The following is a 22,168-nucleotide window of genomic DNA, read 5'->3' as shown; positions in this document are numbered from 1 at the left end:
GGTGGCCCCTACACTGACTGATCATGTCGAGATTGTTCGGAACCGATGGCGTCCGTGGCCTGGCCAACGAGACCCTCACCGTGGAGTTGTCCGTCCAGCTGGCCCAGGCCGCCTCGCCCGTCCTCGGCGCGGAGGCCTTCGACGCCGGCCGACGCCCGGTCGCCGTCGTGGCCCGGGACCCGCGCATCAGCGGCGAGTTCATCGCGGCCGCCGTGCAGGCGGGCCTGGCGTCCTCGGGCGTGGACGTGTGGGATGCGGGCGTGCTGCCGACCCCCGCCGCCGCCTATCTCGTGGAAGACCTGGACGCCGACTTCGGTGTGATGATCTCCGCCTCCCACAACCCGGCGCCGGACAACGGCATCAAGTTCCTCGCGCGCGGCGGCGAGAAGCTGACCGATGCGCAGGAGGACGAGATCATCCGCCACCTCGAGGGCGTGACCCCGCGGCGGCCCCAGGGCGCGGACGTGGGCCGCGTGCGCGTCTTCGCGGATGCCGAGGACCGCTACGTCCTCCACCTCCTGCAGACCCTCCCGCACCGGCTGGACGGGCTCAAGGTCGTCCTGGACTGCGCACACGGCGCGGCCGCCGGCTGCTCTCCCGAGGCGTTCCGCGCCGCCGGCGCGGAGGTCGTGGTGATCGGCGCGTCCCCGGACGGGCTCAACATCAACGACGGCTACGGTTCCACCCACCTCGAGAAGCTCCAGGCGGCCGTGCGCGAGCACGGCGCGGACCTGGGCATCGCGCACGACGGCGACGCCGACCGGTGCCTCGCCGTGGACGAGCGCGGCGAGGTCGTCGACGGCGACCAGATCATGGGCGTCATGGCCGTGGCGCTCAAGGACCGCGGCGCCCTGCGCGACGACACCCTGGTCGTGACCGTCATGTCCAACCTGGGCCTGAAGCTGGCCATGGGCCGGGAGGGCGTCCAGCTCGTCGAGACCCAGGTGGGCGACCGCTACGTCCTGGCCGGCATGAAGCTCGGCGACTACTCGCTCGGCGGCGAGCAGTCCGGCCACGTGATCTTCTCGGACCACGCCACCACCGGCGACGGCGTCCTCACCGGCCTGCAGCTCGCCTCGCGCGTCGCCGAGACCGGCACCCCGCTCTCCGAGCTGGCCGCGGTGATGGACCGGCTGCCCCAGGTCCTCGTGAACGTGCGCGGCGTGGACAAGTCCCGCGCCGCCGAGGACGAGGCCGTCCAGGCGGCGGTCGCCGAGGCGGAGGCCCGCCTCGGCGAGACCGGCCGCGTGCTGCTGCGCCCGTCGGGCACGGAACCGGTCGTGCGCGTCATGGTCGAGGCCCCGGACGAGGAGACCGCCGGCCGGGAGGCCCAGGTGCTGGCCGACGTCGTGCAGCGCGAGCTGCGCCTGCACGACTGACCGGACCGATGGTGTCGGACGCGGCCCCCCGGCCCCGCCGCTGGACCCTGTTCGCGGGGCTGCTCGCGGGGCTGGCGGTCCTGTGGTCGGCCGCGTTCCTCGCCGTGGAGGCGCCCGTGTGCGCGCGGCAGAGCGCCCCCGTGGAGTGGTTGCCGTGCCTGGATCCGGACCGGCAGGACTCGGAGGTCGCCCCGGACGCCGGGTCCAGCGCGGACCGGACGACGTCGCGTCCCTGAGGGCACGGCCCCCGCGCCGCCGCGGGCATGAAGGAAGGGCCCGGGGCGACTCGCGTGAGTCATCCCGGGCCCTTCGGCGTCGGACAGGGGGAGATCAGAGGGTGGTGGTCCCGGAGGTGGGGCCGCCGCGGCGCTCGGCGAGCAGGTCGCGGATCTCGGTGAGCACGGCGACGTCAGCGGCCACCTCCTCCTCGGCGGGGTCGATGCCGAGGCGGCGGTTGCGGGCCTCGATCATCTTGTTCATCGGCATCACGATGGCGAAGTACACGGCCGCGGCGATGAGCAGGAAGTTGACGATGGCGGTGAGCAGCACGCCGAACTTCACGTCGTTGCCGTTGACCGTCAGCACGGCGAACGAGTCGAAGTTCGGCGAGCCCACGGCGGCGGCGATGAGCGGCATGAGGACCGCCTCGACGAGCGCGTTCACGATCTTGCCGAAGGCGGCGCCGATGATGACGGCGACGGCAAGGTCGAGGACGTTGCCCTTCATGATGAAGTCTTTGAATCCCTGGAGCATGGGAAGAATCCTACGTGTGACGAGGGCGGCGCGGTACAGGGTCGAGCGAGTCGTGCGTCTCAGTCCGCGTAGTCCGGCGCCGGCGGCAGACCCCACGCGGTCTCGAGGACGCCGCCGGCCGCCTCGACCCGGGCCGCCTCCACGGACCCGACGTAGCGCAGGTGCCACGGCTCGTGATCGAAGCCCGTCACGTCCTCGGCTCCGGCGGGATAGCGGATGACGAACCCGTACTCGGCGGCGTGCGCGGCCACCCAGCGGCCCGCGGCGGTGTCGCCGAAGCACGCCTCGAGGTCACACGTGGGGGTCGCGGCGTCGCCCACGTCCCAGGCCAGGCCGGTCTGGTGCTCGGAGTACCCCGGACGCGCCGAGACGCGGTCGGCCTCGGCGCGGCCCAGCTCGTCGACCCAGTGGCCGTACGTCCGGACCTGGTAGTCGTACGAGCGGTAGGCGCTCAGGGTGGTGAGGCGGTGGCCCGCCGCCGCGGCGGCATCCAGCAGGTCAGCGGCCGCCGTCGCGGCCTCCGCCCGCAGGGGCAGCTCGCTGCCGGGCACGGCCACCAGATCCGAGGGCGCCCAGTCGGGCGGGGCCACGGGGCGGGTCTTGTTCACGACGACGTCGAGGGTGGCCGGGTCGGCGTGCGTGCCCGACGACGGCGCCGTGCTCGAGGCGGCGCGGGACGACGCGGCCGCGCTCGCGGAGCCGGACGTCGGCGTCGTCGGCGTCGAGGACGGGCCCGCGGCGGGCGTGCCGCAGCCGGCCGCGAGCAGCGCGAGCGCGGCCAGCGCGGCGAGCGGGAGGGGGCGACGCATGGGTCAGACCTTCCTCAGCAGCACGCGGGTCACCTCGTGTTGCGCGTTCTTCGTGAGCACCAGCCGGGCGCGCCCGCGGGTCGGGCGCACGTTCTGCTCGAGGTTCGGGCCGTTGATGGAGTCCCAGATGGACTCGGCCGTCGCCTGAGCCTCGGCGTCCGACAGGGAGGAGTACCGGTGGAAGTAGCTGCGCGGGTCGGCGAAGGCCCCCGAGCGCAGACCCATGAACCGGTCGATGTACCAGGACCGGATCCAGGACGCGCGCGCGTCCACGTACACCGAGAAGTCGAAGAAGTCGGAGACGGAGAGCCCGGCGGTGCCGTCGGCCCGGGTGCGCGGCGGGGCCAGCACGTTGAGTCCCTCCACGATCAGCACGTCGGGACGGTGCACCACCTGTTCCTCGCCCGGCACGATGTCGTAGGTGATGTGCGAGTACACGGGCGCGCGCACCTCCTGCGCCCCGGACTTGACGTCCGCCATGAAGCGCAGCAGCGCGCGGCGGTCGTAGGACTCGGGGAAGCCCTTGCGGGACATGATGCCGCGCTCGTGCAGCACCGCGTTGGGGTGCAGGAAACCGTCCGTGGTGACCAGCTCGACGCGCGGCGTCGTCGGCCAGCGGCGCAGCATCTCCTGGAGCACGCGCGCCGTCGTCGACTTGCCGACGGCGACCGACCCGGCCACCCCGATCACGTACGGGGTGCGCCCCGTCCGCTCGCCGAGGAACGCGTTGGTCGCGCTGCGCAGGGCCGCGGAGGCCTCCACGTTGATGCTCAGCAGGCGCGAGAGCGGAAGGTAGACCTCGGCGACCTCGCGCAGGGACAGATGCTCGCCGAGGCCGCGCAGACGCTCCACGTCCGCCTGGTCGAAGGGCTGCGCCATCTCCGAGGCGAGACGGGCCCAGGTCTGGCGGTCCAGCTCCACGAAGGGGGAGCGCTGGTGGCCGTCGGGCACGGCGTCCGCGGGCTCCTCGGGGCCCACGAGGGGCAGCTCGGAGGTCGGGGGGGTGTAGGTCACCCGATCCATTATGGCCGCGGCCCGCCCGGAGCGGGCCCCCGCGTGACGTCACAGGGCCCGGATAGGATCGGCCCATGCGCGTTCTCGTGACCGGCGGTGCCGGATACCTCGGATCCCACACCGTGCTCACGCTGCTCGAGGCGGGCCACGACGTCCTCGTCCTGGACAGCCTGGTCACGGCGACGACGACGTCGCTCGAGCGCGTCGCCGAGCTCGCCGGAACGCGTCTGGGCGGGTCGCGGCTGCGCCTGCACGTGGCCGACATCCGCCGCCCCGAGGACTACCGCGGGGCGCTCGCGGACTTCGGCCCGGCCGCACTCGTGCACTTCGCCGGGCTGAAGTCGCCCACCGAGTCGATGACCCGCCCCGCCGCCTACTACGACGTGAACGTGGGCGGCACGGCCGCCGTCGCCGAGGCCGCGCTCGCGGCCGGCGTCCGCACGGTCCTGTTCTCCTCCTCCGCGACCGTGTACGGCGACCGCGCGCCGGTGCCGGTCGCCGAGGACGCGGCCACGGACCCGGTCTCGCCCTACGGACACTCCAAGCTCATGGCGGAGCAGGTGCTGCGCGACGTCTGCGCCACGGTCGACGGCGGCGGGCTGGCGATGCTGCGCTACTTCAACCCGGTCGGCGCGCATCCCTCCGGGCGGCTGGGCGAGGACCCGAGCGGGGTGCCGGCGAACCTCATGCCCTTCGTGGCGCGGGTGGCCTCCGGCGCGTACCCCGAGCTGCGGGTGTTCGGCGCGGACTTCGACACGCGCGACGGCAGCGCCGTGCGCGACTTCATCCACGTGATGGACCTCGCGGAGGCGCACGTGGCCGGGCTCGACTGGCTCGCGGCCCGCGTGGCGGCCGGGGGCGGTGCGACGACCCGGGTCTGGAACATCGGCCGGGGCGAGGGCGTCACCGTGTTCGAGATGGTGCGCGCCTTCGAGGCGGTCACGGGCGGCCGCATCCCGTACCGCGTGGTCGAGCGCCGGCCCGGGGACATCGCCGAGTCGTGCGCCGCCGTGGACGCGATCGGCGCCGAGGTGGGCTGGCACGCCCGGCGCGATGTGACCGCGATGGTGCGGGACCTCTGGGCCTGGCAGGAGGCCAACCCCGCGGGGTTCTCGTCCCGGACGGAGTGACCCGGCCCGCCGTGCGCCGAAGTCGGGTCCGGCCCGGTATTCTCGTGCGCATGTGCGGAATCGTCGGATACATCGGCCAGCCCCAGTCGGATCGTGAGCACGGCGCTCTCGACGTCCTGATGGAGGGCCTGCGCCGTCTCGAATACCGCGGATACGACTCCGCCGGTGTGGCCGTGGTGGACGGCGGTCAGCTGTACCACCGGAAGAAGGCGGGCAAGCTCGCCAACCTCGCCGAGGAGCTCGCCGAGCACCCCATCCCCACCGGCCTCGTCGGCATCGGCCACACCCGGTGGGCCACCCACGGCGGCCCCACCGACCGCAACGCCCACCCGCATGTGGCGGACGAGGGCCGCCTGGCGCTGATCCACAACGGCATCATCGAGAACTACGCCGAGCTGCGCGAGGAGCTGCTCGCCAAGGGCGTCGAGTTCCTCTCCGAGACGGACACCGAGGTGGCCGCCCACCTCCTCGCCGACGTCTACCGGAACGCGGCCGGCCAGGACCTGACCCGCGCCATGCAGCTGGCCTCCCAGCGCCTCGAGGGTGCCTTCACCCTGCTGGCCGTGCACGTGGACCACCCGGACCGCGTGGTGGCCTCGCGCCGCAACTCGCCGCTCGTCGTCGGCCTGGGCGAGGGGGAGAACTTCCTCGGCTCGGACGTCTCCGGCTTCATCGACTTCACCCGCGAGGCCATCGAGCTCGAGCAGGACCAGGTCGTGACGATCACGGCCGACGCCGTCGAGATCTCGGACTTCCGGGGCGGCCCCGCCGAGGGCAAGCGCTTCACCGTGGACTGGGACGCCTCGGCCGCGGAGAAGGGCGGCTTCGAGACCTTCATGGAGAAGGAGATCCACGACCAGCCCCAGGCCGTGCAGGACACCCTGCTGGGCCGCACGGACGCCGCCGGCGCCCTGATGCTGGACGAGCTGCGGATCGACCCCGAGGAGCTCAAGGCCGTCGACAAGATCATCGTCCTGGCGTGCGGCACGTCCGCCTACGCGGGCACGGTGGCCAAGTACGCCATCGAGCACTGGTGCCGGATCCCCGTGGAGGTGGAGCTCTCCCACGAGTTCCGCTACCGCGACCCGATCATCGACCCGCACACCCTCGTGGTGTCCATCTCCCAGTCCGGCGAGACCATGGACACCCTCATGGCGGTCCGCTACGCCAAGGAGCAGGGCGCCCGCACCGTGTCCATCTGCAACACCAACGGCTCCACGATCCCGCGCGAGTCGGACGCCGTGCTCTACACGCACGCCGGCCCCGAGATCGCCGTCGCCTCCACCAAGGCGTTCCTGGCGCAGATCACCGCCGCCTACCTGCTGGGCCTGTACCTGGCCCAGCTGAACAAGAAGCTGTTCAGCGGCCAGATCAAGGACATCCTGGCGGACCTCGGGGCGATCCCCGGCAAGATCGAGGAGATCCTCGCCGCCAAGGACCAGGTCAAGGAGCTCGCCCGCTCCATGGCCGACGCCACCTCCGTCCTGTTCCTCGGCCGCAACGTGGGCTACCCGGTGGCCATGGAGGGCGCGCTCAAGCTCAAGGAGCTCGCGTACATCCACGCCGAGGGCTTCGCCGCGGGCGAGCTCAAGCACGGCCCGATCGCCCTGATCGACGACGGCCAGCCGGTCTTCGTGGTCATGCCCTCGCCCATGGACCGTCACTCGCTGCACGCCAAGGTGGTCTCGAACATCCAGGAGGTCCGCGCCCGCGGCGCCCGCACCTTCGCGGTCGCCGAGCGCGGCGACGCGGCCGTGCGCGGCCAGGCCGAGGTCGTCTTCGAGGTCCCCGAGACCCAGCCGATGCTCATGCCGCTGCTGACCACGGTCCCGCTGCAGATCTTCGCCCTCGAGCTCGCCACGGCGAAGGGCTACGACGTGGACCAGCCGCGCAACCTCGCCAAGTCCGTCACGGTGGAGTGATCCGCCGCTGAGGCCACCGAGACCTCTCCTGCCGGGCCCGGCCGCCACACAGCGGCCGGGCCCGCGACGCGTCCGGGACGGTGTCCTCCCGCCCCAGTAGACTCCCCGAGGAGGCCCGCCGCACCCGGCGGGCCGCACGACGAGACCCCGGAGAGCCATGCACACAGTGGAGATCGGCCAGCCGTACCCCCTCGGGGCCACCGTGGACGAGACCGGCACCAACTTCGCCCTCGCGGTCTCCCGCGAGGTGGAGGCGGTCGAGCTGTGCCTCGTCGCCGACGACGGCACGGAGACGCGCATCCCTCTCGAGGAGCGGCACGGCACCACATGGCACGCCCACGTGGCGGGCATCGGCCACGGGCAGCGCTACGGCTACCGCGTGCACGGCCCCTGGGACCCCGCCCGCGGCCTGTGGCACAACCCGGCCAAGATCCTCGTGGACCCGTACGCGCGGGCGTTCACCGGCGACTACGAGTGGGGCCAGCAGCACCACTCGTACGACTTCGACGAGCCGGACCGCATCGACACCTCGGACAACCTGGGCACGAGCATGCTCGGCGTCGTCGTCGCCGAGGACTTCGACTGGGGCGATGACGCCCCACCCGCCGTCGAGCTCACGGACACGGTGATCTACGAGACCCACGTCAAGGGCATGACCAAGCTGCACCCCGCCGTCCCCGAGGAGCTGCGCGGCACCTACGCGGGCATGGCCCACCCGGAGGTGGTCCGCCACCTGACCGAGCTCGGGGTGACCGCCGTCGAGCTGATGCCCGTGCACCAGTTCGTCAACGACGCCACCCTGCAGGAGAAGGGGCTGAGCAACTACTGGGGCTACAACACGCTCGGCTTCTTCGCCCCGCACGCCGCCTACGCCTCCTCCTCGGAGGTGGGCGGCCAGGTCCGCGAGTTCAAGCAGATGGTGAAGGACCTGCACGCCGCTGGTCTCGAGGTGATCCTCGACGTGGTCTACAACCACACGGCCGAGGGCAACGACAAGGGCCCCATGCTCAGCCTGCGCGGGCTGGACAACGCCGGCTACTACCACCTCGTCGAGGGCGACGAGCGGCACTACATGGACTACACGGGCACCGGGAACTCGGTGGACCTCTCCAGCCCCAAGGCCCTCCAGCTGGTCATGGACTCCCTGCGCTACTGGGTCACCGAGATGCACGTGGACGGCTTCCGGTTCGACCTGGCCACCACCCTCACCCGGGTGGAGGGGGAGCAGGGCCCGGACATGTTCTCCGGGTTCTTCGACGTGGTCCGCCAGGACCCGGTGCTGCGCACCGTCAAGCTCATCGCCGAGCCGTGGGACGTGGGCTGGGGCGGCTACCAGGTGGGCAACTTCCCCGGCCTCTGGTCCGAGTGGAACGGCATGTACCGGGACACGGTGCGCGACTTCTGGCGCGGCGAGCCCGGCACCCTCGGCGAGTTCGCCACCCGCCTGACCGGCTCGGCCGACCTCTATGAGGGGGACGGGCGCGGCCCCGGTGCGTCCGTGAACTTCGTCACGGCCCACGACGGCTTCACGCTGCGCGACCTCGTCTCCTACAACGAGAAGCACAACGAGGCCAACGGCGAGGACAACAACGACGGTGAGGCGCACAACCGCTCGTGGAACTGCGGCGTGGAGGGGGAGACCGACGACCCCGAGGTCGTGACGCTCCGCGCCCGCCAGCGCCGCAACTTCCTGGCCACCCTGCTGATCAGCCAGGGCGTGCCCATGATCAGCCACGGCGACGAGCTGGGCCGCACCCAGGGCGGCAACAACAACGTCTACTGCCAGGACAACGAGATCTCGTGGATCGACTGGTCCGCCATGGACGACTCGCTCGTGGCGTTCACCCGCGACCTGATCGCGCTGCGCCGTGACCACGCGGTGTTCCGCCGTCGCCACCACTTCGACGGTCGCCCCGCGGCCCGCGACGTCGAGGCGCCCCTGCCGGACATCGTGTGGCTCGAGCCGGACGCGACCGCCAAGACGGAGGACGACTGGGGCGCCGAGGCCCGGTCGATCGGCTTCTACCTCAACGGGCACATGCTCACCCGCGGGGACGAGGAAGGGGAGGAGCCCTACCGGGACTTCTACGTCCTCATGAACGCGTGGTGGGAGCCCGTGCCGTACACCCTGCCCGGGCCCACGTTCCCGGCGGAGTGGGAGGTCGTCGTGGACACCTCGTCCCACGTCGCCCCGGACGGCACCCGCCCCCGCGTGCGTGCCGGGGACGTGCTTGAGCTCCCGGCCCGCTCCACCGTCGTGCTGCGGCAGGTGCCCGAGGGCGCATGAACGAGCGGGTCGACCGGGGGCGCGTCCGCCGTGGCCTGCCGCGGTGGGCGCGGGCCCTCTGCGCCACCGTGGCCACCCTGGCGGCGCTGGCACTGGCCTTCGGCGCGGGGTGGGCCACGCACGCCGTGACGGACCCGCACCCGGACGACGCACCGCGTGTGGACGCCCTCCTCGTCCTCTACAGCCAGCCCCGCGTCTACGACGCCGCGATCGAGCTCGCCGCGTCCGGCCTCACCGACCGGCTCTTCGTCTCCGCGTACCTGGGGCCGGACGGGCACGAGAAGCTGTGCGGCGGCCCGGAGGAGCGCGACCCGCGGCTGGCCGGCGTCACCGTCGAGTGCTTCGCGCCCGATCCGGTGACCACCCAGGGCGAGGTCATCCACGCGGGCGACCGCATGCGCGAGCTCGGCCTGCACCACCTGGGCGTGCTCACCTTCCACCAGCACGTGGAGCGCGCGCGGCTGCTGGCGGAGCGGTGCTTCACCCCCGAGGAGGGCCGTGTGTCCCTGTACGCGTTCGACGCCGGCTTCGACCGGCTCGGCCGCCTGCAGCACGGCGTCTACGGCGTGCTGGCCTACGGGAAGGCGATGCTCACGCCGGGCTGTGACCAGCAGCTGCCCGGCGTGCTGCAGTGGCCGCTGGACCTGGCCAAGCGACTGCGCGGGCAGCCCGTCGGGGACGAGGCCGGCGCCGTCGTCGTGGGCGCTCGGCGGGCGGGGGCGACGTGATCGTCGGCGTGGGGGTGGACGTGGTGGACGTCCCGCGGTTCCGGGCGCAGCTCGAGCGCACGCCGGCGCTGCGCGCACGCCTGTTCACCGAGGACGAGCGGGACCTGCCGCTGCGCTCGCTGGCCGCGCGCTTCGCCGCCAAGGAGGCGATCGCCAAGGCCATGGGCGCCCCGCCCGGGATGATGTGGCACCACTGCTGGATCCCGCGCCCGGACCACGGCGACGGCCGCCCCACCGTGCACCTGACCGGCACCGTCCAGGCCCAGGCCGAGGCCCTGGGCATCACCCACTGGCACCTCTCCCTCAGTCATGACGGGGACGTCGCCACCGCCTACGTGGTCGCCGAACGCCGCGCGGCCGAGGAGGAGTCCGCATGACCGCCGATGACCTGACCCGCATCGCCGTGACCGGCTCGGCCGTGCGCACGGCCGAGGAGCCCCTGCTCACGGCCGGCCGCGGCCCGGAGCTGATGCGCGCCGCCGCCTGGGCCCTGGCCGAGCACGCCGCCGCCCTGCTGCGTGAGCGCGGCCCGGTGGCCGGGGCGACCGTGGCCGCCCTCGTCGGGCCCGGCAACAACGGCGGGGACGCGCTGTTCGCCCTCGCCTTCCTGCGCGGCCGGGGCGTGGCCGCGGTCGCCGTGCCCGTCCGCCGGGACGACGACGGCGCCCCGCGCTGGCACGCCGAGGGCTGGGCTGCGCTGCGAGCGGCCGGGGGACGCCGCGCCGACGCGGTGCCGCCCGAGGCCGCGCTCGTGGTGGACGGCGTGCTCGGCACGGGCTTCACCGGCGAGTATGAGCTGCCCGCTGCGGCGCGCGCGCTGCCGGCGGAGGCGCTCGTGCTGGCGTGCGACGTGCCCTCCGGCGTGGACGCGGACACCGGCGAGGTGCGGGGGGAGGCCCTCCGCGCGGACACGACCGTGACGTTCGGCGCCCTCAAGTCCGGTCTCGTCCTCGGGGAGGGGGCGGCGCGCGCGGGCACCGTGCACGTGGTGGACATCGGGCTGGGACCGCACCTGCCGACGTCGCCGGCCGCGCGGCTGGGCGTGATGGACGAGGCCGCCGCACGGACCGCCCACCCGGCCCCCGCGGCCGAGGCCCACAAGTACACGCGCGGCGTGGTGGCCGTCGTCGCCGGATCGGAGCGCTACCCGGGGGCCGCCGTGCTCGCGAGCGCGGGCGCGCTGCACACGGGCGCGGGCATGGTGCACCACGCCGGGCCGCAGACCACCCGGGACCTGGTGCTCGCCGCCCACCCCGAGGCGCTGGTCTCGGCGGAGGGGCCCGAGCCGTCGCGCGCGGACGCCTGGGTGGCCGGCCCCGGCCTGGACACCGAGCACGACGCGCGGCGGCGCTGGGCCGGCGTCCTCGCCGCGCTCGAGGAGCGGCCGGAGGCGGCCCTGGTCGCCGACGCCTCGGCCCTGGACCTGGTCACCGCCGCCGAGCTGCGGTCGCTGCGCGCGGCCGGCACGCCCGTGGTCCTGACGCCGCACGCCGGGGAGTGGTCCCGCCTGCGCGAGCGCGTCCCCGCGGACGGTGCCGACGCCGCCGACCCGCTCGCCGCGCTGCGGGCGTGGACGTCCGAACACGGCGCCACGGTCCTGTTCAAGGGCCCGCGCACCCTCGTGGTCGCCCCGGACGGCGAGGCGTGGGTCGTGACCGGCGGCGGGCCCGACCTCGCGATGGGCGGCACCGGCGACGTGCTCTCCGGGGCGATCGGTGCCGTCCTGGCCGCGGACGTGGCGCGGCGCTCGCGGGCGCGCCGGGCCGGGGAGGATCCCGGCCCGGCGCCCACGGCCCGGCTCGCGGCCGCCGCCGCCTGGCTGCACGCCCGGGCCGGGGCCGACCAGGCCCGCGCCGGGCGGATCACCACGGCCACGCTGCCGACCGCGCTGGGCGCGCGCGTCGCGCACCTGTGGTGGCCGGACGACGCCGAGCCGGAGGCCGTCCGATGAGCCGCGCCGACGTCAACCCGGCGGACACCGAGCGCGCCGCACGCATCGACCTGGCGGCCGTCCGGCACAACGTGGGCGTGCTGCGGGAGCGGATCCGGCGCCCCGACGGCGGCCGGCCGCTGCTGACCGCCGTCGTCAAGGCCGACGCCTACGGCCACGGCGCGGTGGCCGTCGCCCGCGCCGCCGCGGCCGCCGGCGCGGACCGGCTCGGGGTGGCCCACGTGCGCGAGGCCCTGGCCCTGCGCGCGGCGGGGGTGCCCCTGCCCGTGCTCGCGTGGCTGCACACCGGGGCCACGGACTTCGCCGCCGCGGTGGAGGCGGAGGTGACCCTCGGCGTCTCGGGCTGGGACCTCGACGCCGTCGCCGACGCCGTCCGCGGGCTGCGGGCCCGTGGCGGGGCCGGACCCGAGGCCCGCGCGGTCCTGCATCTGAAGGCGGACACCGGCCTGGGCCGCCACGGCTGCACGCCCGAGCGGTGGCCCGCGCTCGTCGCGCGCGCCGCCGAGCTCGAGGCCGCGGGCCTCGTGCGGGTGGAGGGCGTGTTCTCCCACCTCGGCGTGGCGGACGAGCCGGACCGGGCCGCCGAGACCACGGCGCAGCTGCTGCGGTTCGAACGGATGGCCGCCGAGGCCGCCGAGACGCTCGGCCACCCGCTGCTGCGCCACCTGGCCAACACGCCCGCCGCCCTCGCCCGGCCGGACACGCACCTGGACATGGTGCGCGTCGGCCTGGGCCTGTACGGGCTCTCCCCGTTCGCGGACGTCACCGCGGCCGAGTTCGGACTGCGCCCGGCCATGTCCTTCGTCACCGTCCTGGCCAACGTCAAGGCCGTCCCCGCCGGGCAGGGCGTGTCCTACGGGTTCCGCCACGTTACGGCGGAGCCCACCACCCTCGGGCTCGTGCCCCTCGGCTACGCCGACGGCGTCCCGCGCGTCGTCGAGGGCACGCGCGTCCACGTCGGCGGCCGGACCGTCCCCGTGGTGGGCCGCATCGCGATGGACCAGTTCGTGGTGGACCTCGGCCCGGACGCCGCGGACGCGCCCGGCGACGCCGTCGAGCTGTTCGGACCGGCCTCCGGCATTCCGGTGGAGGAGTGGGCCGCGGCCGCCGGGACGATCAACTACGAGCTGGTGACCCGCATCGGAGGCCGCGTGGACCGGCAGCACGTGGACCCCACGCCGACCCAGGAGGCCCGCCCATGAGCGACCACGCGATCCCCGCCCCCGGCGCGACCCTGCCCGAGCCCGTGCTGACGGCGACGGTCCCGCTCGAGGGCGCCGACGGCACCCGGGCGTTCGGCCGCGCCCTCGCCGGGGTGCTCCGCGCCGGCGACGTGCTGATCCTCACGGGCGACCTCGGCGCGGGCAAGACGACCTTCACCCAGGGGCTGGCCAGCGGATTCGGCGTGGCCTCCGGCGTGGTCTCGCCGACGTTCGTCCTCTCCCGCGTCCACCCCGCCCCGGCCGACGCCCCGGCGGGCACCCCGGACCTCGTGCACGTGGACGCGTACCGGCTGCGCTCGGCGGGGGAGCTCACGGACCTCGACCTCGACGCGAGCGTGGACCGCTCCGTGACCGTCGTCGAGTGGGGCCGGGGCATGGCCGAGTCCCTCGCCGGGTTCCCCGAGGACCCGGACGCCTCGTGGCTGGACATCGAGATCGTCCGGGCCCGCGGGGGTGAGGACGCCCCCGCGGCCCCGGCGGGGGAGGGCGAGGACGGCATCGTCACCGACTTCTCCGACGAGGACGGGGGCCAGGCCGAGGAGCTGCGTTCGGCCGTCGTGACCGGCCGCGGCCCGCGCTGGGTCGGCGTCGTGCTTCCGTAGACTGGCGGCCATGGCCCTGCTCCTCGCGATCGACTCCTCCGCCGCCGCCTCCGTCGCCGTCCTGCGGGACGGTGAGGAGCTCGCGCACTGGGCCACGGACGACACCCACGCCCACGCCGAGGTGCTCGCCCCCGCGGTGCAGACCGTGCTCGGCGAGGCCGGCGTCACCGGCACCGCGCTGGACGCGCTCGCGGTCGGCGTCGGCCCCGGACCCTTCACGGGGCTGCGCGCGGGTCTGGCGACCGCGGCCGCCCTCGGCCTGGCGTGGGACGTGCCCGTGCACGGGGTCCGCAGCCTCGACGCGCTCGCCCACGCGGCCGGCGTCGACGCCTTCCGCCACGGGATCGAGGAGTTCGTGGTCGCCACGGACGCCCGCCGCCGCGAGGTCTACTGGGCCCACTACGCGCAGGTCGGCGGGCAGCCGACGCTGCTGCACGGCCCCTTCGTCTCGCCGGCGGACGAGGTCACCCCGCTGCCCGTCTACGGCGCGGGGGCCGGGCTCTACCCCGAGGCGCTGCGCGCGGTGCCGGACTGGGAGACGGCCACGCCGTCCGCCGTCGGGGTGGGGCAGGTGGCCGAGCTCGCCCTGCGGCGCGGCCGCGGCCTCGTGCCCGCCGAGCCGCTCTACCTGCGCGAGTCCGACGCCAAGGTCCCCGGCCCCCGCAAGCGGGCAGGCGCGTGAGCCCGGCCGAGCCGGCCCCGACCGACGACGGGCGCCCCGCCGAGGACGAGCACGGGCTGCCGCCCGGATACCTGCTGCGCCCCATGACCGTGTGGGACATCCCCGAGGTGCTCGCCCACGAGGCCACCCTCTTCCCGCTCGACGCCTGGCCCGCGCACTTCTACGAGGAGGAGCTCGCCCAGACCGGCCCCGCCGGCGGACGGGACGCGCACGGCCGCCCGCCCACCCGGGACTACCGCGTGGTCGTCCGCGACGTGCCCGCGCCCGGCTCCGCGGACGACGACGGCCCCGCCCCCGGCGAGATCGTCGGCTACGGCGGGATCATGGTGGTCGGCGACGTCGCCGACGTGCAGACCGTGGGCACGGTCGCGGCGGCGCAGGGGCGGGGGATCGGGGCGGCCCAGCTGCGCTGGATGGCCGCGGAGGCCGCGGCGCGCGGTGCGAGCTCGCTCATGCTCGAGGTCCGGGCCTCCAACGCCGCCGCCCGGCGACTCTACGCGCGCCACGGATTCGAGGAGCTGCATGTGCGCCGCCGCTACTACCCGGGCGGCGAGGACGCCGTGATCATGCGCAAGGCCCTGTGACCGGGCCGCTCACTAGATGTAGGAGGGCATGACGTTGTTGACTCGGGTCGGGGCCAGTGAGGCCGGCGGGGCGTCTCCGCAGGAGGTATGAGGCCGATGGTAGTTGTAGTGGTTCACCCACACCGCCAGGGCCTCACGCCGAGCTTGCTCTGAGGAGTACGGGCGGGCGTAGAGGACCTCATCGACCATCAGCCGGTTGTAGCGTTCGACCTTCCCGTTATGGCGCGGGGTGTAGGGTCGGATCCGGTGRTGCCGGCCCCCGAGCGAGACCACCTTCGCGGTGAAGTCCRCRGCCCGGTAGTTGTTTCCGTTGTCCGTGATCACCCGGTCCACGGTGATGCCGTGGGCGGCGAAGAACGCCCGCGCCCGGCAGTAGAAGCTCACGGTCGTGGCCGCCCGCTCGTCCTCCAACGCCTCGGTGTAGGCCAGGCGGGTGTACCCGTCGATCGCCGAGTGCAGGTAGGTGTAGCCGACCCGCCGGCCAGGCCCGCGCTTGGAAGCACGGCCTGCTTCACTTTCACGTCCGTGGGTGCGCCAGCCGCCCCCGTCTGGGATCTTCCCGATCTTCTTCACATCCAGGTGCACCATGTGCCCCGGCCCTCTCGCGGTGATCTTCTGGGGTCGTTGGCGCAGGTCCTCACCTGTGGGCGCGAGGTCTGGCAACCGGGAGATGCCCAGCCGGTGCAGCCACCTGCCCACCGTTCGGAGGCACACCCGGTGGCCCTCGGAGACGAGGTGGTGATGGATCCGGCGGGCCGACCACTTGCACTCCCGGCGCAGGGTGAGGATCTGGGTGACCAGGGCCGGATCGAGCTGGGCAGGTGAACGGCGCGGACGGCTGGGCCGGTCGAGCAGCCCGGCCTCGCCCTCGGCGCGGTAGCGGGCCACCCAGGTGGCCACCGTGGGCCGGCTCACCCGGAACTCGGCGGCCACGTGCGCCTGTGGGATCCCGTCGTGCAGGTGGCGGTGGACCATCCTGAGACGGCCGGTGGGGGTCAGGGGTGCGTTAGCGTGAGTCATGAGTGGGTCTTTTCGGGCAGGTGGGTTGTTGAGGAACTTCCATCCTGCGGGAGAGGCCCACTCGTCTCATCTCAGCCGGCGCCTCGTGGCAAGAACCTCATGACCCACAACACCTAGGCTGGCCCGCGTGAACCCCCTGCGCCGCCTCGACCAGTGGACGCGCCTGCACCCCGTGCGCACCGACGTGATGGCCGCCGCGGCACTGTTCACCGTGCTCGTGGCGCTCCCGTGGATCGCGCTCGGGCCGATGGTCGCCCCGGACCCCCAGGGCAGGCAGACGGCCGTCTCCCTCCTGGCCGGGGCCGGCATGGTCCTGCCGTGGGCCGTGCGTCGGGTGCGCCCGGTGGCCTCGGCCGCCGTCGTGACGGCCGCGGCCGTCCTGCACCTGCTCGCCGGGCCCGAGTTCAGCATGTCCCTGCTGATGGTGCCGCTCACCGTCTACAACCTCGCCGCGAACGCGCCCCGGAGCATCTCCGTGGCCGGGCTCCTCACGGGGCTGGCCGGCGGCGTGGCCAACGGGGTGAAGGTGTGGCTGTTCCCGGCGCAGTTCGTCACGCCCGACGGCCTCACCGTCCGCTCCCCCGCGGAGCCGCTGGCCATGGTCATCATGGCGATCGGCTGCGGGCTCATGGTGCTCACCGCGTGGGCGTTCGGCGACGTCGTGCGCAACCGCCGCCTCACCGTGCGCGCCCTCGAGGACCGCGCCCACCGCCTCGAGGTGCAGTCCCGGCAGGAGCGCGAGCTCGCCGCCGCCGACGAGCGCAGCCACATCGCCCGGGAGATGCACGACATCGTCGCCCACTCCCTGCAGGTGGTCATCTCCCAGGCCGACGGCGCCCGGTACGCCGCCGCCGCCAAGCCCGCGCTCGCGGTCACCGCGCTCGAGACCATCGGCCAGACCGGCCGCTCCGCGCTCGCGGACATGCGCCAGCTGCTCGGCGTGCTCCGCGAGACCGGCGAGACCGTGGCCGGGGTGCCCGGCGTGACGGACGACGACGCCCGGCGGCCCGCCGCCGACGCCTCCCCCGACGGCCGCGGCACCCGCCTACCCCCGGGCCGCCGACCCCAGCCGCGGCTCGCGGACCTGCCCGCGCTCGTGGAGACGATGCGGCTGTCCGGACTCGAGGTGTCCCTGCTGGAGACCGGCACGCCCCGCCGTGCGCTGCCGGCGGGCGGCGAGCTGGCCGCGTACCGGATCGTGCAGGAGGCGCTGACCAACACGCTGCGCCACGGCGGGCCGGACGCGGACGCGTTCGTCACGCTCGCCTGGACGGCGCGCGGCCTGGACCTGCAGATCGACGACGACGGCTGCGGCGCCGCCGCCGACCCCGCCACCCGGGGAAGCGGCCAGGGTCTGCGGGGGGCCGCCGAGCGGGCGGCCCTGTTCGGCGGGACGCTCGAGTCGGGGCCGCGCGTGGGGGCCGGGTACCGCGTGTCCGCCCACCTGCCGTACTCGGCGGTGTGAGGGGTGGCCGCCCCCGCCCGACTTGAGAGGATGACCCCATGAGCTCCGAGGAGACCGCCCCCGTCCGCGTGGCCCTGGTGGACGACCAGGCGTTGATCCGGTCCGGGCTGGCCATGCTCGTGGACTCGCAGCCGGACCTGACGGTCGTGGCGGAGGCGGGCAGCGGGCGCGAGGCGGTGGCGTCGGTGTCCGTGGCGGGCGCCGACGTCGTGCTGATGGACGTGCGCATGCCGGAGATGGACGGCATCGAGGCCACCCGCGCGCTGCTGCGCCGGCCGGATGCCCCGCGCGTCGTGGTGCTGACCACCTTCGACCTGGACGAGTACGCCTTCGACGCGATCGAGGCGGGCGCCAGCGGCTTCCTGCTCAAGGACGCCCCTCCCGAGGAGCTGCTCGCCGCGATCCGCACGGTGCACCGGGGCGACGCCGTGATCGCCCCGTCCACGACGCGCCGGCTCCTGACGCACATGGCCCCGCGTCTGCGCTCGGACCAGGTCCGCAGCGCGGAGTGCGAGGAGCAGCAGGCGGCGGTGGCGTCGCTGACCCCGCGCGAGCGCGAGGTGCTGGTGCTCATGGCGCAGGGCGCCGCGAATCTGGAGATCGCCGCCGAGCTCGTGCTCTCCGAGGCGACGGTGAAGACGCACGTGGGCCGGGTGTTGGCCAAGCTCGGCGCCCGCGACCGCGTGCAGGCCGTGCTCATCGCCCACCGCGCGGGCCTCGTGCAGTTCTGACCCGCCGTTCCGGCACGCCCTGCAGCCCCCGCCCTAGCCCCTGCCCCACCCCTCGTCGAGGCCCGCAGACGCGCCGCTACGCCGTCGTCGTAGCGGCGTGTCTGCGGGCCTGGGCGGCGGGCCTCAACGGCCGGCCTCAACGGCCGGCCTCAGCGGTCGGCCGGGGCGGCGGGGCCCTTCCCTGAGCCACTCCCCAGGCACCTGCCAGCACAATCACAGGTCATACCTGGGTATGAGTCGGACGCCCCGAGGTTCATCCTCATGGCCCTGCCGGTGCGCCCACCCCCTCCGCGATGCTGGACGCAGGCCCCGCAGCGGGTCCGCCGCCGGGGTGCACGCGCCGATGGCCGCCCCGGCCCGACGCGCACTGGAGGAGAGGCACCATGACCGGCAGCATCCTGGACCACCCCACCCCGACGACGTCCCGCGCCTCCGACCCAGCCGCCGAGCAGGCGCAGCGGGACAGTGAATGCGTGGCCTTCTTCGTGGCGCTGGTGACGGCCGCCGTCGTGATGCTGGGCCTGAGCCTGTTCACGGGGGTCGAGGGGCTGCTCCGCCTGGCACTCACCGCGGGCGCCGGCCTGCTCGCCGGCGCCGTCGCGTGGGCCACCGCCCGCCCCGTCCTGGAGGACGACGCCCCGGGCGACTGACCCGGCTGCGCCCTCAGGGCCGCAGGCCGCGCAGGTACGTGTCCAGCAGCCAGCCCCGCTGGCCCGGGCCGTGGCCCAGCAGCTCGCACTCCGGCGACCGGGTGACCATGAGCAGGCCGAACAGGTAGTCCGCCCCGGTCACGTCCGGGCCCACGAGCCCGGCCCGCCGCGCCCCGGCCACCACCTGGTCCGCGAGCTCGAGGATCACACGCTCGGCCTCGGCGATGAGGGCCTCCGGCGGCCGGTCGGCTGGGTCGAAGTCGTCCCGGGCCGCCGCGAGCGAGGCCAGGTTCACGGCCCCCAGGTCCTCGGCGAGCCGCCGCCACCGCGCCTCGGCCCCGCCGTCGCGCTCGTCCCCGGCCGCCCCGTCGAGGAAGGCCTGCAGGATCCCTCCGGTGCGGGCCACGACGTCCTCGAGCACGGCGTCCAGCAGATCCCGACGCGTGGGGAAGTGCCCGTACAGCGTGCCCACGCCGACCCCGGCCTCCTGCGCCACCCCGCGGAGGGACATCGCGGCCCCCTGGGTGGCGATGAGACGGCCGGCGGCCGCCAGCAGGTCCTGGCGGTTGGCGCGGGCGTCGGCTCTCATGTCCCCATCATCCCACTCCGCCCGGCACCGCCCGGCGGCGGGGACCTGACGCCCTCGGGTCCACGCCTCGCCGGCCCGCCTCATCCCCGGGCATGACCCGCCGCCCGCGGAGGTGGTCCCCTCCTCCGATCCGCCCCGCCGGGTCCGCGCGGGAGAGTGGCCGCCATGGACACCTCTTCCCCCGCACACCCCTTCTCCCCCACGACCCCCGGCCCCGTCGCGCCGGGGCCGGGCACGCCGTCGTCGTCCGCCACCACGACGACGGCGCCCGCCGTCTGCGCCCGCGGCCTCACCCGCGCCTACGGGCGCGGTGACGCGCAGGTGCACGCCCTGCGCGGGGTGGACGTGGACTTCGCCTCGGGCGCGTTCACCGCGATCATGGGGCCCTCGGGGTCGGGCAAGTCGACGCTCCTGCACTGCCTGGCCGGGCTGGACGCGCGGACCTCGGGCTCCGTGAGGATCGGCGGCACGGAGATCACAGGACTGGACGACACCGCCCTGACCCGCCTGCGCCACCGCCCGCACGAGCTCTCGGGCGGTCAGCAGCAGCGCGTCGCCGTCGCCCGCGCCCTGCTCACCCGACCGGGCGTCGTGTTCGGGGACGAGCCCACCGGCAACCTGGACACCGCCACCTCCACCGAGGTGTGAGCAGGCGGGGCGCGGTGCGTGCGAGCCGCGCCCCACAGCTCGGCGCCGGTCCGCGGCCCCGGCGACGCGCCCGAGACCTCGTGACGGGGTCCCGGGCGCGCCCTACGCTGAGCCGCATGAGCGAGACCCTCCTCGCTGCCCCTGCCGCCCCCGCCGGCTCCCCCGCCTGGATCGACTACACCGCCCCCGACTTCGCCCGCCAGCAGGCCTTCTACGAGGCCCTCTTCGGCTGGTCCTTCACCGACTCCGGCGAGGAGTTCGGCCACTACCGCATGATCACCAAGGACGGCGCCTCCGTGGGCGGCGCCATGGACGCCGACCAGCTCTCGCAGATGACCGGCGAGGACGCCCCGCCCGCCGCGTGGACCGTGTACCTGCGCACACAGGACATGGACGCCACCCTCACCGCCGTGCGGGAGAACGGCGGCGCCGTGCTCGTGGACGCCATGCCCGTCGGCGACCTCGGTGTGATGGCCATGGCCGAGGGCCCGGGCCACGAGGTGGTGGGCTTCTGGCAGTCCGGCACCTTGGCCGGCCATGACCTGCCGCTCACCCCCGGCACCTCCGTGTGGTTCGAGCTCATGACGACCCGCTTCGACGAGTCCGCCGAGTTCTACCGCGCCGTGGCCGGCTGGCAGCCCACCCCGCTGGGGGACGACGGCGCCCCGGAGGACACGCAGACCGCGGCCGACGCCGAGGACGCGGCCCACGACGGCCCCCGCTACGCGACGAACCACCCGTTCGACCGCGCGACCGCGGGCCTGTGCGACGCGCGGGCCTGGCTGCCGCCGAACGCGGTGGGGTACTGGCGCATGTACATCGCCGTCGCGGACACGGACCGCGCGCTCGAGGTGATCCGCGAGCACGGCGGCACGGTCCTGGACGGCCCCCAGGACTCCCCGTTCGGCCGCGTCACCACCGTGCAGGACCCCGCCGGGGCCACGTTCCAAATCAACGAGCCGCCCGCGCAGGGCTGACCTGCGCCGCGGCCCTCACTCCTGCGCGGCGCGCCGGCCGTCGGAACGGCGGTAGGCCATCGCGAGCACGGCCCCGGAGAGGTTATGCCAGATCGAGAACACGGCGCCCGGCAGGGCTGCCGCCGGCGAGATGTACTGCGCGGCGAGGCCCGCGGCCAGGCCCGAGTTCTGCATGCCGACCTCGATCGAGACCGTGCGCGCCACGGGCGTGGGCAGCCGGAACAGCTTCGCCGCGCCGTAGCCGAGCAGGTAGCCGAGCCCGTTGTGCAGCACCACCGCTGCGAACACCAGCAGGCCCGCCGACAGCACGCGGGAGGCGCTGTTGCCGACGACGGCGGCCACCACCAGCGCGATGAACACCACCGAGACCCACGGCAGGGCGGGCAGCACGCGGTCGACGACGCGGCGCAGCAGCAGGCGCACGACGAGTCCGCCCAGGACCGGCAGGAGCACGATGTTCACGATGGACTTCGCCATGGCGCCGCCGTCGACGGCCATGTACTGGCCGGCCAGCCACAGGGTGAGCAACGGCGTGAGCAGCGGGGCCAGGAGCGTGGACACGGAGGTCATGGCCACGGAGAGGGCGGTGTCGGCGCGGGCGAGGTAGCTGACCACGTTCGAGGACGTGCCGCCCGGGGCCGAGCCCACGAGGATCACGCCCGCCGCGAGCTCGGGCGGCAGCTGGAGCACGACGGCGACGCCGAGCCCCAGCAGCGGCATGATCGCGTACTGCGCCACCACGCCCAGCAGCACGGGCAGCGGCCGGCGGGCGACGAGGCCGAAGTCCGGAAGGGTCAGCGTCAGGCCCATGCCGAACATGATGATCCCGAGGAACAGGTTGACCTGGGGCAGCAGCGTCTTCGCGGCGGTCGGGGCGAGGAAGCCCACGAGCGCGGCGGCGAGCACCAGCAGCGGGAAGACGGTGACGGCGATGCGTGCGGAGCGGTCTTCCGCGCGGCGGGCGTCGGTGGGGGCGGGATCCGGTGCGGTCATCCCGTCATGGTAGGAGCGCGACCGCGGTGCG

The 22,168-nt window shown here is 74.5% G+C and carries 22 protein-coding genes and 1 pseudogene; 17 read left to right on the top strand and 6 right to left on the bottom strand.

Annotated features, from left to right (window positions below; translation table 11 throughout):
• The first annotated feature begins 23 nt into the window (after positions 1 to 23).
• Both glmM and G6R13_RS03855 read left to right on the top strand, forming a co-directional pair.
• Positions 24 to 1,379, top strand: coding sequence for a phosphoglucosamine mutase (gene glmM, locus G6R13_RS03860; RefSeq protein ID WP_205521331.1), 1,356 nt, complete (start codon positions 24 to 26; stop codon positions 1,377 to 1,379).
• A gap of 8 nt (positions 1,380 to 1,387) precedes the next feature.
• Positions 1,388 to 1,615, top strand: a complete 228-nt coding sequence (locus G6R13_RS03855) for a hypothetical protein (RefSeq protein WP_163721086.1) — start codon at positions 1,388 to 1,390, stop codon at positions 1,613 to 1,615.
• Positions 1,616 to 1,709: 94 nt separating this feature from the next.
• Here the strand turns inward: G6R13_RS03855 and mscL are convergent, their stop codons facing one another.
• The 3 genes from mscL to coaA are packed head-to-tail and all read right to left on the bottom strand — an operon-like array spanning position 1,710 to position 3,955.
• Positions 1,710 to 2,132, bottom strand: a complete 423-nt coding sequence (gene mscL, locus G6R13_RS03850; protein ID WP_044659423.1) for a large conductance mechanosensitive channel protein MscL — start codon at positions 2,130 to 2,132, stop codon at positions 1,710 to 1,712.
• 59 nt (positions 2,133 to 2,191) lie between these two features.
• Positions 2,192 to 2,941, bottom strand: coding sequence for a M15 family metallopeptidase (locus G6R13_RS03845; RefSeq protein WP_163721084.1), 750 nt, complete (start codon positions 2,939 to 2,941; stop codon positions 2,192 to 2,194).
• 3 nt (positions 2,942 to 2,944) lie between these two features.
• Positions 2,945 to 3,955 (bottom strand): type I pantothenate kinase, encoded by a 1,011-nt coding sequence (gene coaA, locus G6R13_RS03840; RefSeq protein ID WP_044659424.1) that lies wholly within the window; start codon positions 3,953 to 3,955, stop codon positions 2,945 to 2,947.
• 74 nt (positions 3,956 to 4,029) lie between these two features.
• Between coaA and galE the strand changes: the two genes are divergently transcribed.
• From galE to G6R13_RS03790, 10 genes are all read left to right on the top strand, one after another.
• Positions 4,030 to 5,085, top strand: a complete 1,056-nt coding sequence (gene galE, locus G6R13_RS03835) for a UDP-glucose 4-epimerase GalE (RefSeq protein WP_044659425.1) — start codon at positions 4,030 to 4,032, stop codon at positions 5,083 to 5,085.
• 50 nt (positions 5,086 to 5,135) lie between these two features.
• Positions 5,136 to 7,007 carry a glutamine--fructose-6-phosphate transaminase (isomerizing) gene (gene glmS / locus G6R13_RS03830; RefSeq protein ID WP_044659426.1) on the top strand — a complete coding sequence of 624 codons (1,872 nt, stop codon included), beginning with the start codon at positions 5,136 to 5,138 and terminating at the stop codon, positions 7,005 to 7,007.
• 157 nt (positions 7,008 to 7,164) lie between these two features.
• Positions 7,165 to 9,294, top strand: coding sequence for a glycogen debranching protein GlgX (glgX, locus tag G6R13_RS03825; RefSeq protein WP_063190075.1), 2,130 nt, complete (start codon positions 7,165 to 7,167; stop codon positions 9,292 to 9,294).
• Positions 9,291 to 10,022 carry a hypothetical protein gene (locus G6R13_RS03820; protein WP_101967419.1) on the top strand — a complete coding sequence of 244 codons (732 nt, stop codon included), beginning with the start codon at positions 9,291 to 9,293 and terminating at the stop codon, positions 10,020 to 10,022. The genes glgX and G6R13_RS03820 overlap by 4 nt, the downstream gene beginning before the upstream one ends.
• Positions 10,019 to 10,399 (top strand): holo-ACP synthase, encoded by a 381-nt coding sequence (locus G6R13_RS03815; RefSeq protein WP_010080417.1) that lies wholly within the window; start codon positions 10,019 to 10,021, stop codon positions 10,397 to 10,399. The genes G6R13_RS03820 and G6R13_RS03815 overlap by 4 nt, the downstream gene beginning before the upstream one ends.
• Positions 10,396 to 11,973, top strand: coding sequence for an NAD(P)H-hydrate dehydratase (locus tag G6R13_RS03810; RefSeq protein WP_101967420.1), 1,578 nt, complete (start codon positions 10,396 to 10,398; stop codon positions 11,971 to 11,973). The genes G6R13_RS03815 and G6R13_RS03810 overlap by 4 nt, the downstream gene beginning before the upstream one ends.
• The gene (gene alr / locus G6R13_RS03805) at positions 11,970 to 13,175 is read left to right on the top strand and encodes an alanine racemase (protein ID WP_101967421.1); all 1,206 of its coding nucleotides are present in this window, start codon (positions 11,970 to 11,972) and stop codon (positions 13,173 to 13,175) included. The genes G6R13_RS03810 and alr overlap by 4 nt, the downstream gene beginning before the upstream one ends.
• Positions 13,172 to 13,798 carry a tRNA (adenosine(37)-N6)-threonylcarbamoyltransferase complex ATPase subunit type 1 TsaE gene (gene tsaE / locus G6R13_RS03800; protein WP_122054536.1) on the top strand — a complete coding sequence of 209 codons (627 nt, stop codon included), beginning with the start codon at positions 13,172 to 13,174 and terminating at the stop codon, positions 13,796 to 13,798. Before alr ends, tsaE begins: the two co-directional genes overlap by 4 nt.
• 10 nt (positions 13,799 to 13,808) lie before the next feature.
• A complete protein-coding gene (tsaB, locus tag G6R13_RS03795; protein ID WP_044659434.1) occupies positions 13,809 to 14,480 on the top strand; it encodes a tRNA (adenosine(37)-N6)-threonylcarbamoyltransferase complex dimerization subunit type 1 TsaB in 672 nt (223 codons plus the stop codon).
• Positions 14,477 to 15,064, top strand: a complete 588-nt coding sequence (locus G6R13_RS03790) for a GNAT family N-acetyltransferase (RefSeq protein ID WP_123243873.1) — start codon at positions 14,477 to 14,479, stop codon at positions 15,062 to 15,064. The genes tsaB and G6R13_RS03790 overlap by 4 nt, the downstream gene beginning before the upstream one ends.
• A 12-nt stretch (positions 15,065 to 15,076) precedes the next feature.
• Here G6R13_RS03790 and G6R13_RS03785 read toward each other — a convergent pair whose 3' ends face one another.
• Positions 15,077 to 16,084, bottom strand: coding sequence for an IS481 family transposase (locus tag G6R13_RS03785; protein ID WP_163721082.1), 1,008 nt, complete (start codon positions 16,082 to 16,084; stop codon positions 15,077 to 15,079).
• 127 nt (positions 16,085 to 16,211) lie between these two features.
• Between G6R13_RS03785 and G6R13_RS03780 the strand changes: the two genes are divergently transcribed.
• From G6R13_RS03780 to G6R13_RS03770, 3 genes are all read left to right on the top strand, one after another.
• A complete protein-coding gene (locus tag G6R13_RS03780; protein WP_061866766.1) occupies positions 16,212 to 17,549 on the top strand; it encodes a histidine kinase in 1,338 nt (445 codons plus the stop codon).
• Positions 17,550 to 17,587: 38 nt separating this feature from the next.
• Entirely contained in the window at positions 17,588 to 18,280 is a 693-nt protein-coding gene (locus tag G6R13_RS03775; protein WP_012751126.1) for a response regulator transcription factor, read from the top strand.
• Between the two features lie 383 nt (positions 18,281 to 18,663).
• Entirely contained in the window at positions 18,664 to 18,930 is a 267-nt protein-coding gene (locus G6R13_RS03770) for a hypothetical protein (protein WP_020625619.1), read from the top strand.
• A 13-nt stretch (positions 18,931 to 18,943) separates the two neighbouring features.
• Here the strand turns inward: G6R13_RS03770 and G6R13_RS03765 are convergent, their stop codons facing one another.
• Positions 18,944 to 19,519 carry a TetR/AcrR family transcriptional regulator gene (locus G6R13_RS03765; RefSeq protein ID WP_061866764.1) on the bottom strand — a complete coding sequence of 192 codons (576 nt, stop codon included), beginning with the start codon at positions 19,517 to 19,519 and terminating at the stop codon, positions 18,944 to 18,946.
• Positions 19,520 to 19,684: 165 nt separating this feature from the next.
• Between G6R13_RS03765 and G6R13_RS03760 the strand changes: the two are divergent.
• Together G6R13_RS03760 and G6R13_RS12435 are read left to right on the top strand one after the other, a co-directional pair.
• Positions 19,685 to 20,164: pseudogene (locus tag G6R13_RS03760) on the top strand (ATP-binding cassette domain-containing protein); the annotation flags it as partial.
• 119 nt (positions 20,165 to 20,283) lie between these two features.
• Positions 20,284 to 21,144 (top strand): VOC family protein, encoded by an 861-nt coding sequence (locus tag G6R13_RS12435; protein WP_036382371.1) that lies wholly within the window; start codon positions 20,284 to 20,286, stop codon positions 21,142 to 21,144.
• A gap of 15 nt (positions 21,145 to 21,159) precedes the next feature.
• Here G6R13_RS12435 and G6R13_RS03750 read toward each other — a convergent pair whose 3' ends face one another.
• Entirely contained in the window at positions 21,160 to 22,137 is a 978-nt protein-coding gene (locus tag G6R13_RS03750; protein ID WP_036382369.1) for a bile acid:sodium symporter family protein, read from the bottom strand.
• Positions 22,138 to 22,168: the final 31 nt, after the last annotated feature.

Origin of the sequence: Micrococcus sp. Alg238-R198, from assembly GCF_900537135.1 — a bacterium.
Lineage (GTDB): Bacteria > Actinomycetota > Actinomycetes > Actinomycetales > Micrococcaceae > Micrococcus > Micrococcus luteus.
Note: the sequence above shows the minus strand (reverse complement) of the source record. Positions and strands in the feature narration are given on the sequence as shown.

Coding starts and splice junctions, on each gene's coding strand:
- galE (WP_044659425.1), top strand. CDS start 4,030: ATGCGCGTTCTCGTGACCGGCGGTGCCGGATACCTCGGATCCCACACC.
- G6R13_RS03855 (WP_163721086.1), top strand. CDS start 1,388: ATGGTGTCGGACGCGGCCCCCCGGCCCCGCCGCTGGACCCTGTTCGCG.
- glgX (WP_063190075.1), top strand. CDS start 7,165: ATGCACACAGTGGAGATCGGCCAGCCGTACCCCCTCGGGGCCACCGTG.
- G6R13_RS03810 (WP_101967420.1), top strand. CDS start 10,396: ATGACCGCCGATGACCTGACCCGCATCGCCGTGACCGGCTCGGCCGTG.
- mscL (WP_044659423.1), bottom strand. CDS start 2,132: ATGCTCCAGGGATTCAAAGACTTCATCATGAAGGGCAACGTCCTCGAC.
- glmM (WP_205521331.1), top strand. CDS start 24: ATGTCGAGATTGTTCGGAACCGATGGCGTCCGTGGCCTGGCCAACGAG.
- G6R13_RS03845 (WP_163721084.1), bottom strand. CDS start 2,941: ATGCGTCGCCCCCTCCCGCTCGCCGCGCTGGCCGCGCTCGCGCTGCTC.
- glmS (WP_044659426.1), top strand. CDS start 5,136: ATGTGCGGAATCGTCGGATACATCGGCCAGCCCCAGTCGGATCGTGAG.
- alr (WP_101967421.1), top strand. CDS start 11,970: ATGAGCCGCGCCGACGTCAACCCGGCGGACACCGAGCGCGCCGCACGC.
- G6R13_RS03750 (WP_036382369.1), bottom strand. CDS start 22,137: ATGACCGCACCGGATCCCGCCCCCACCGACGCCCGCCGCGCGGAAGAC.
- G6R13_RS12435 (WP_036382371.1), top strand. CDS start 20,284: ATGAGCGAGACCCTCCTCGCTGCCCCTGCCGCCCCCGCCGGCTCCCCC.
- G6R13_RS03775 (WP_012751126.1), top strand. CDS start 17,588: ATGAGCTCCGAGGAGACCGCCCCCGTCCGCGTGGCCCTGGTGGACGAC.
- tsaE (WP_122054536.1), top strand. CDS start 13,172: ATGAGCGACCACGCGATCCCCGCCCCCGGCGCGACCCTGCCCGAGCCC.
- G6R13_RS03820 (WP_101967419.1), top strand. CDS start 9,291: ATGAACGAGCGGGTCGACCGGGGGCGCGTCCGCCGTGGCCTGCCGCGG.
- G6R13_RS03765 (WP_061866764.1), bottom strand. CDS start 19,519: ATGAGAGCCGACGCCCGCGCCAACCGCCAGGACCTGCTGGCGGCCGCC.
- tsaB (WP_044659434.1), top strand. CDS start 13,809: ATGGCCCTGCTCCTCGCGATCGACTCCTCCGCCGCCGCCTCCGTCGCC.
- G6R13_RS03770 (WP_020625619.1), top strand. CDS start 18,664: ATGACCGGCAGCATCCTGGACCACCCCACCCCGACGACGTCCCGCGCC.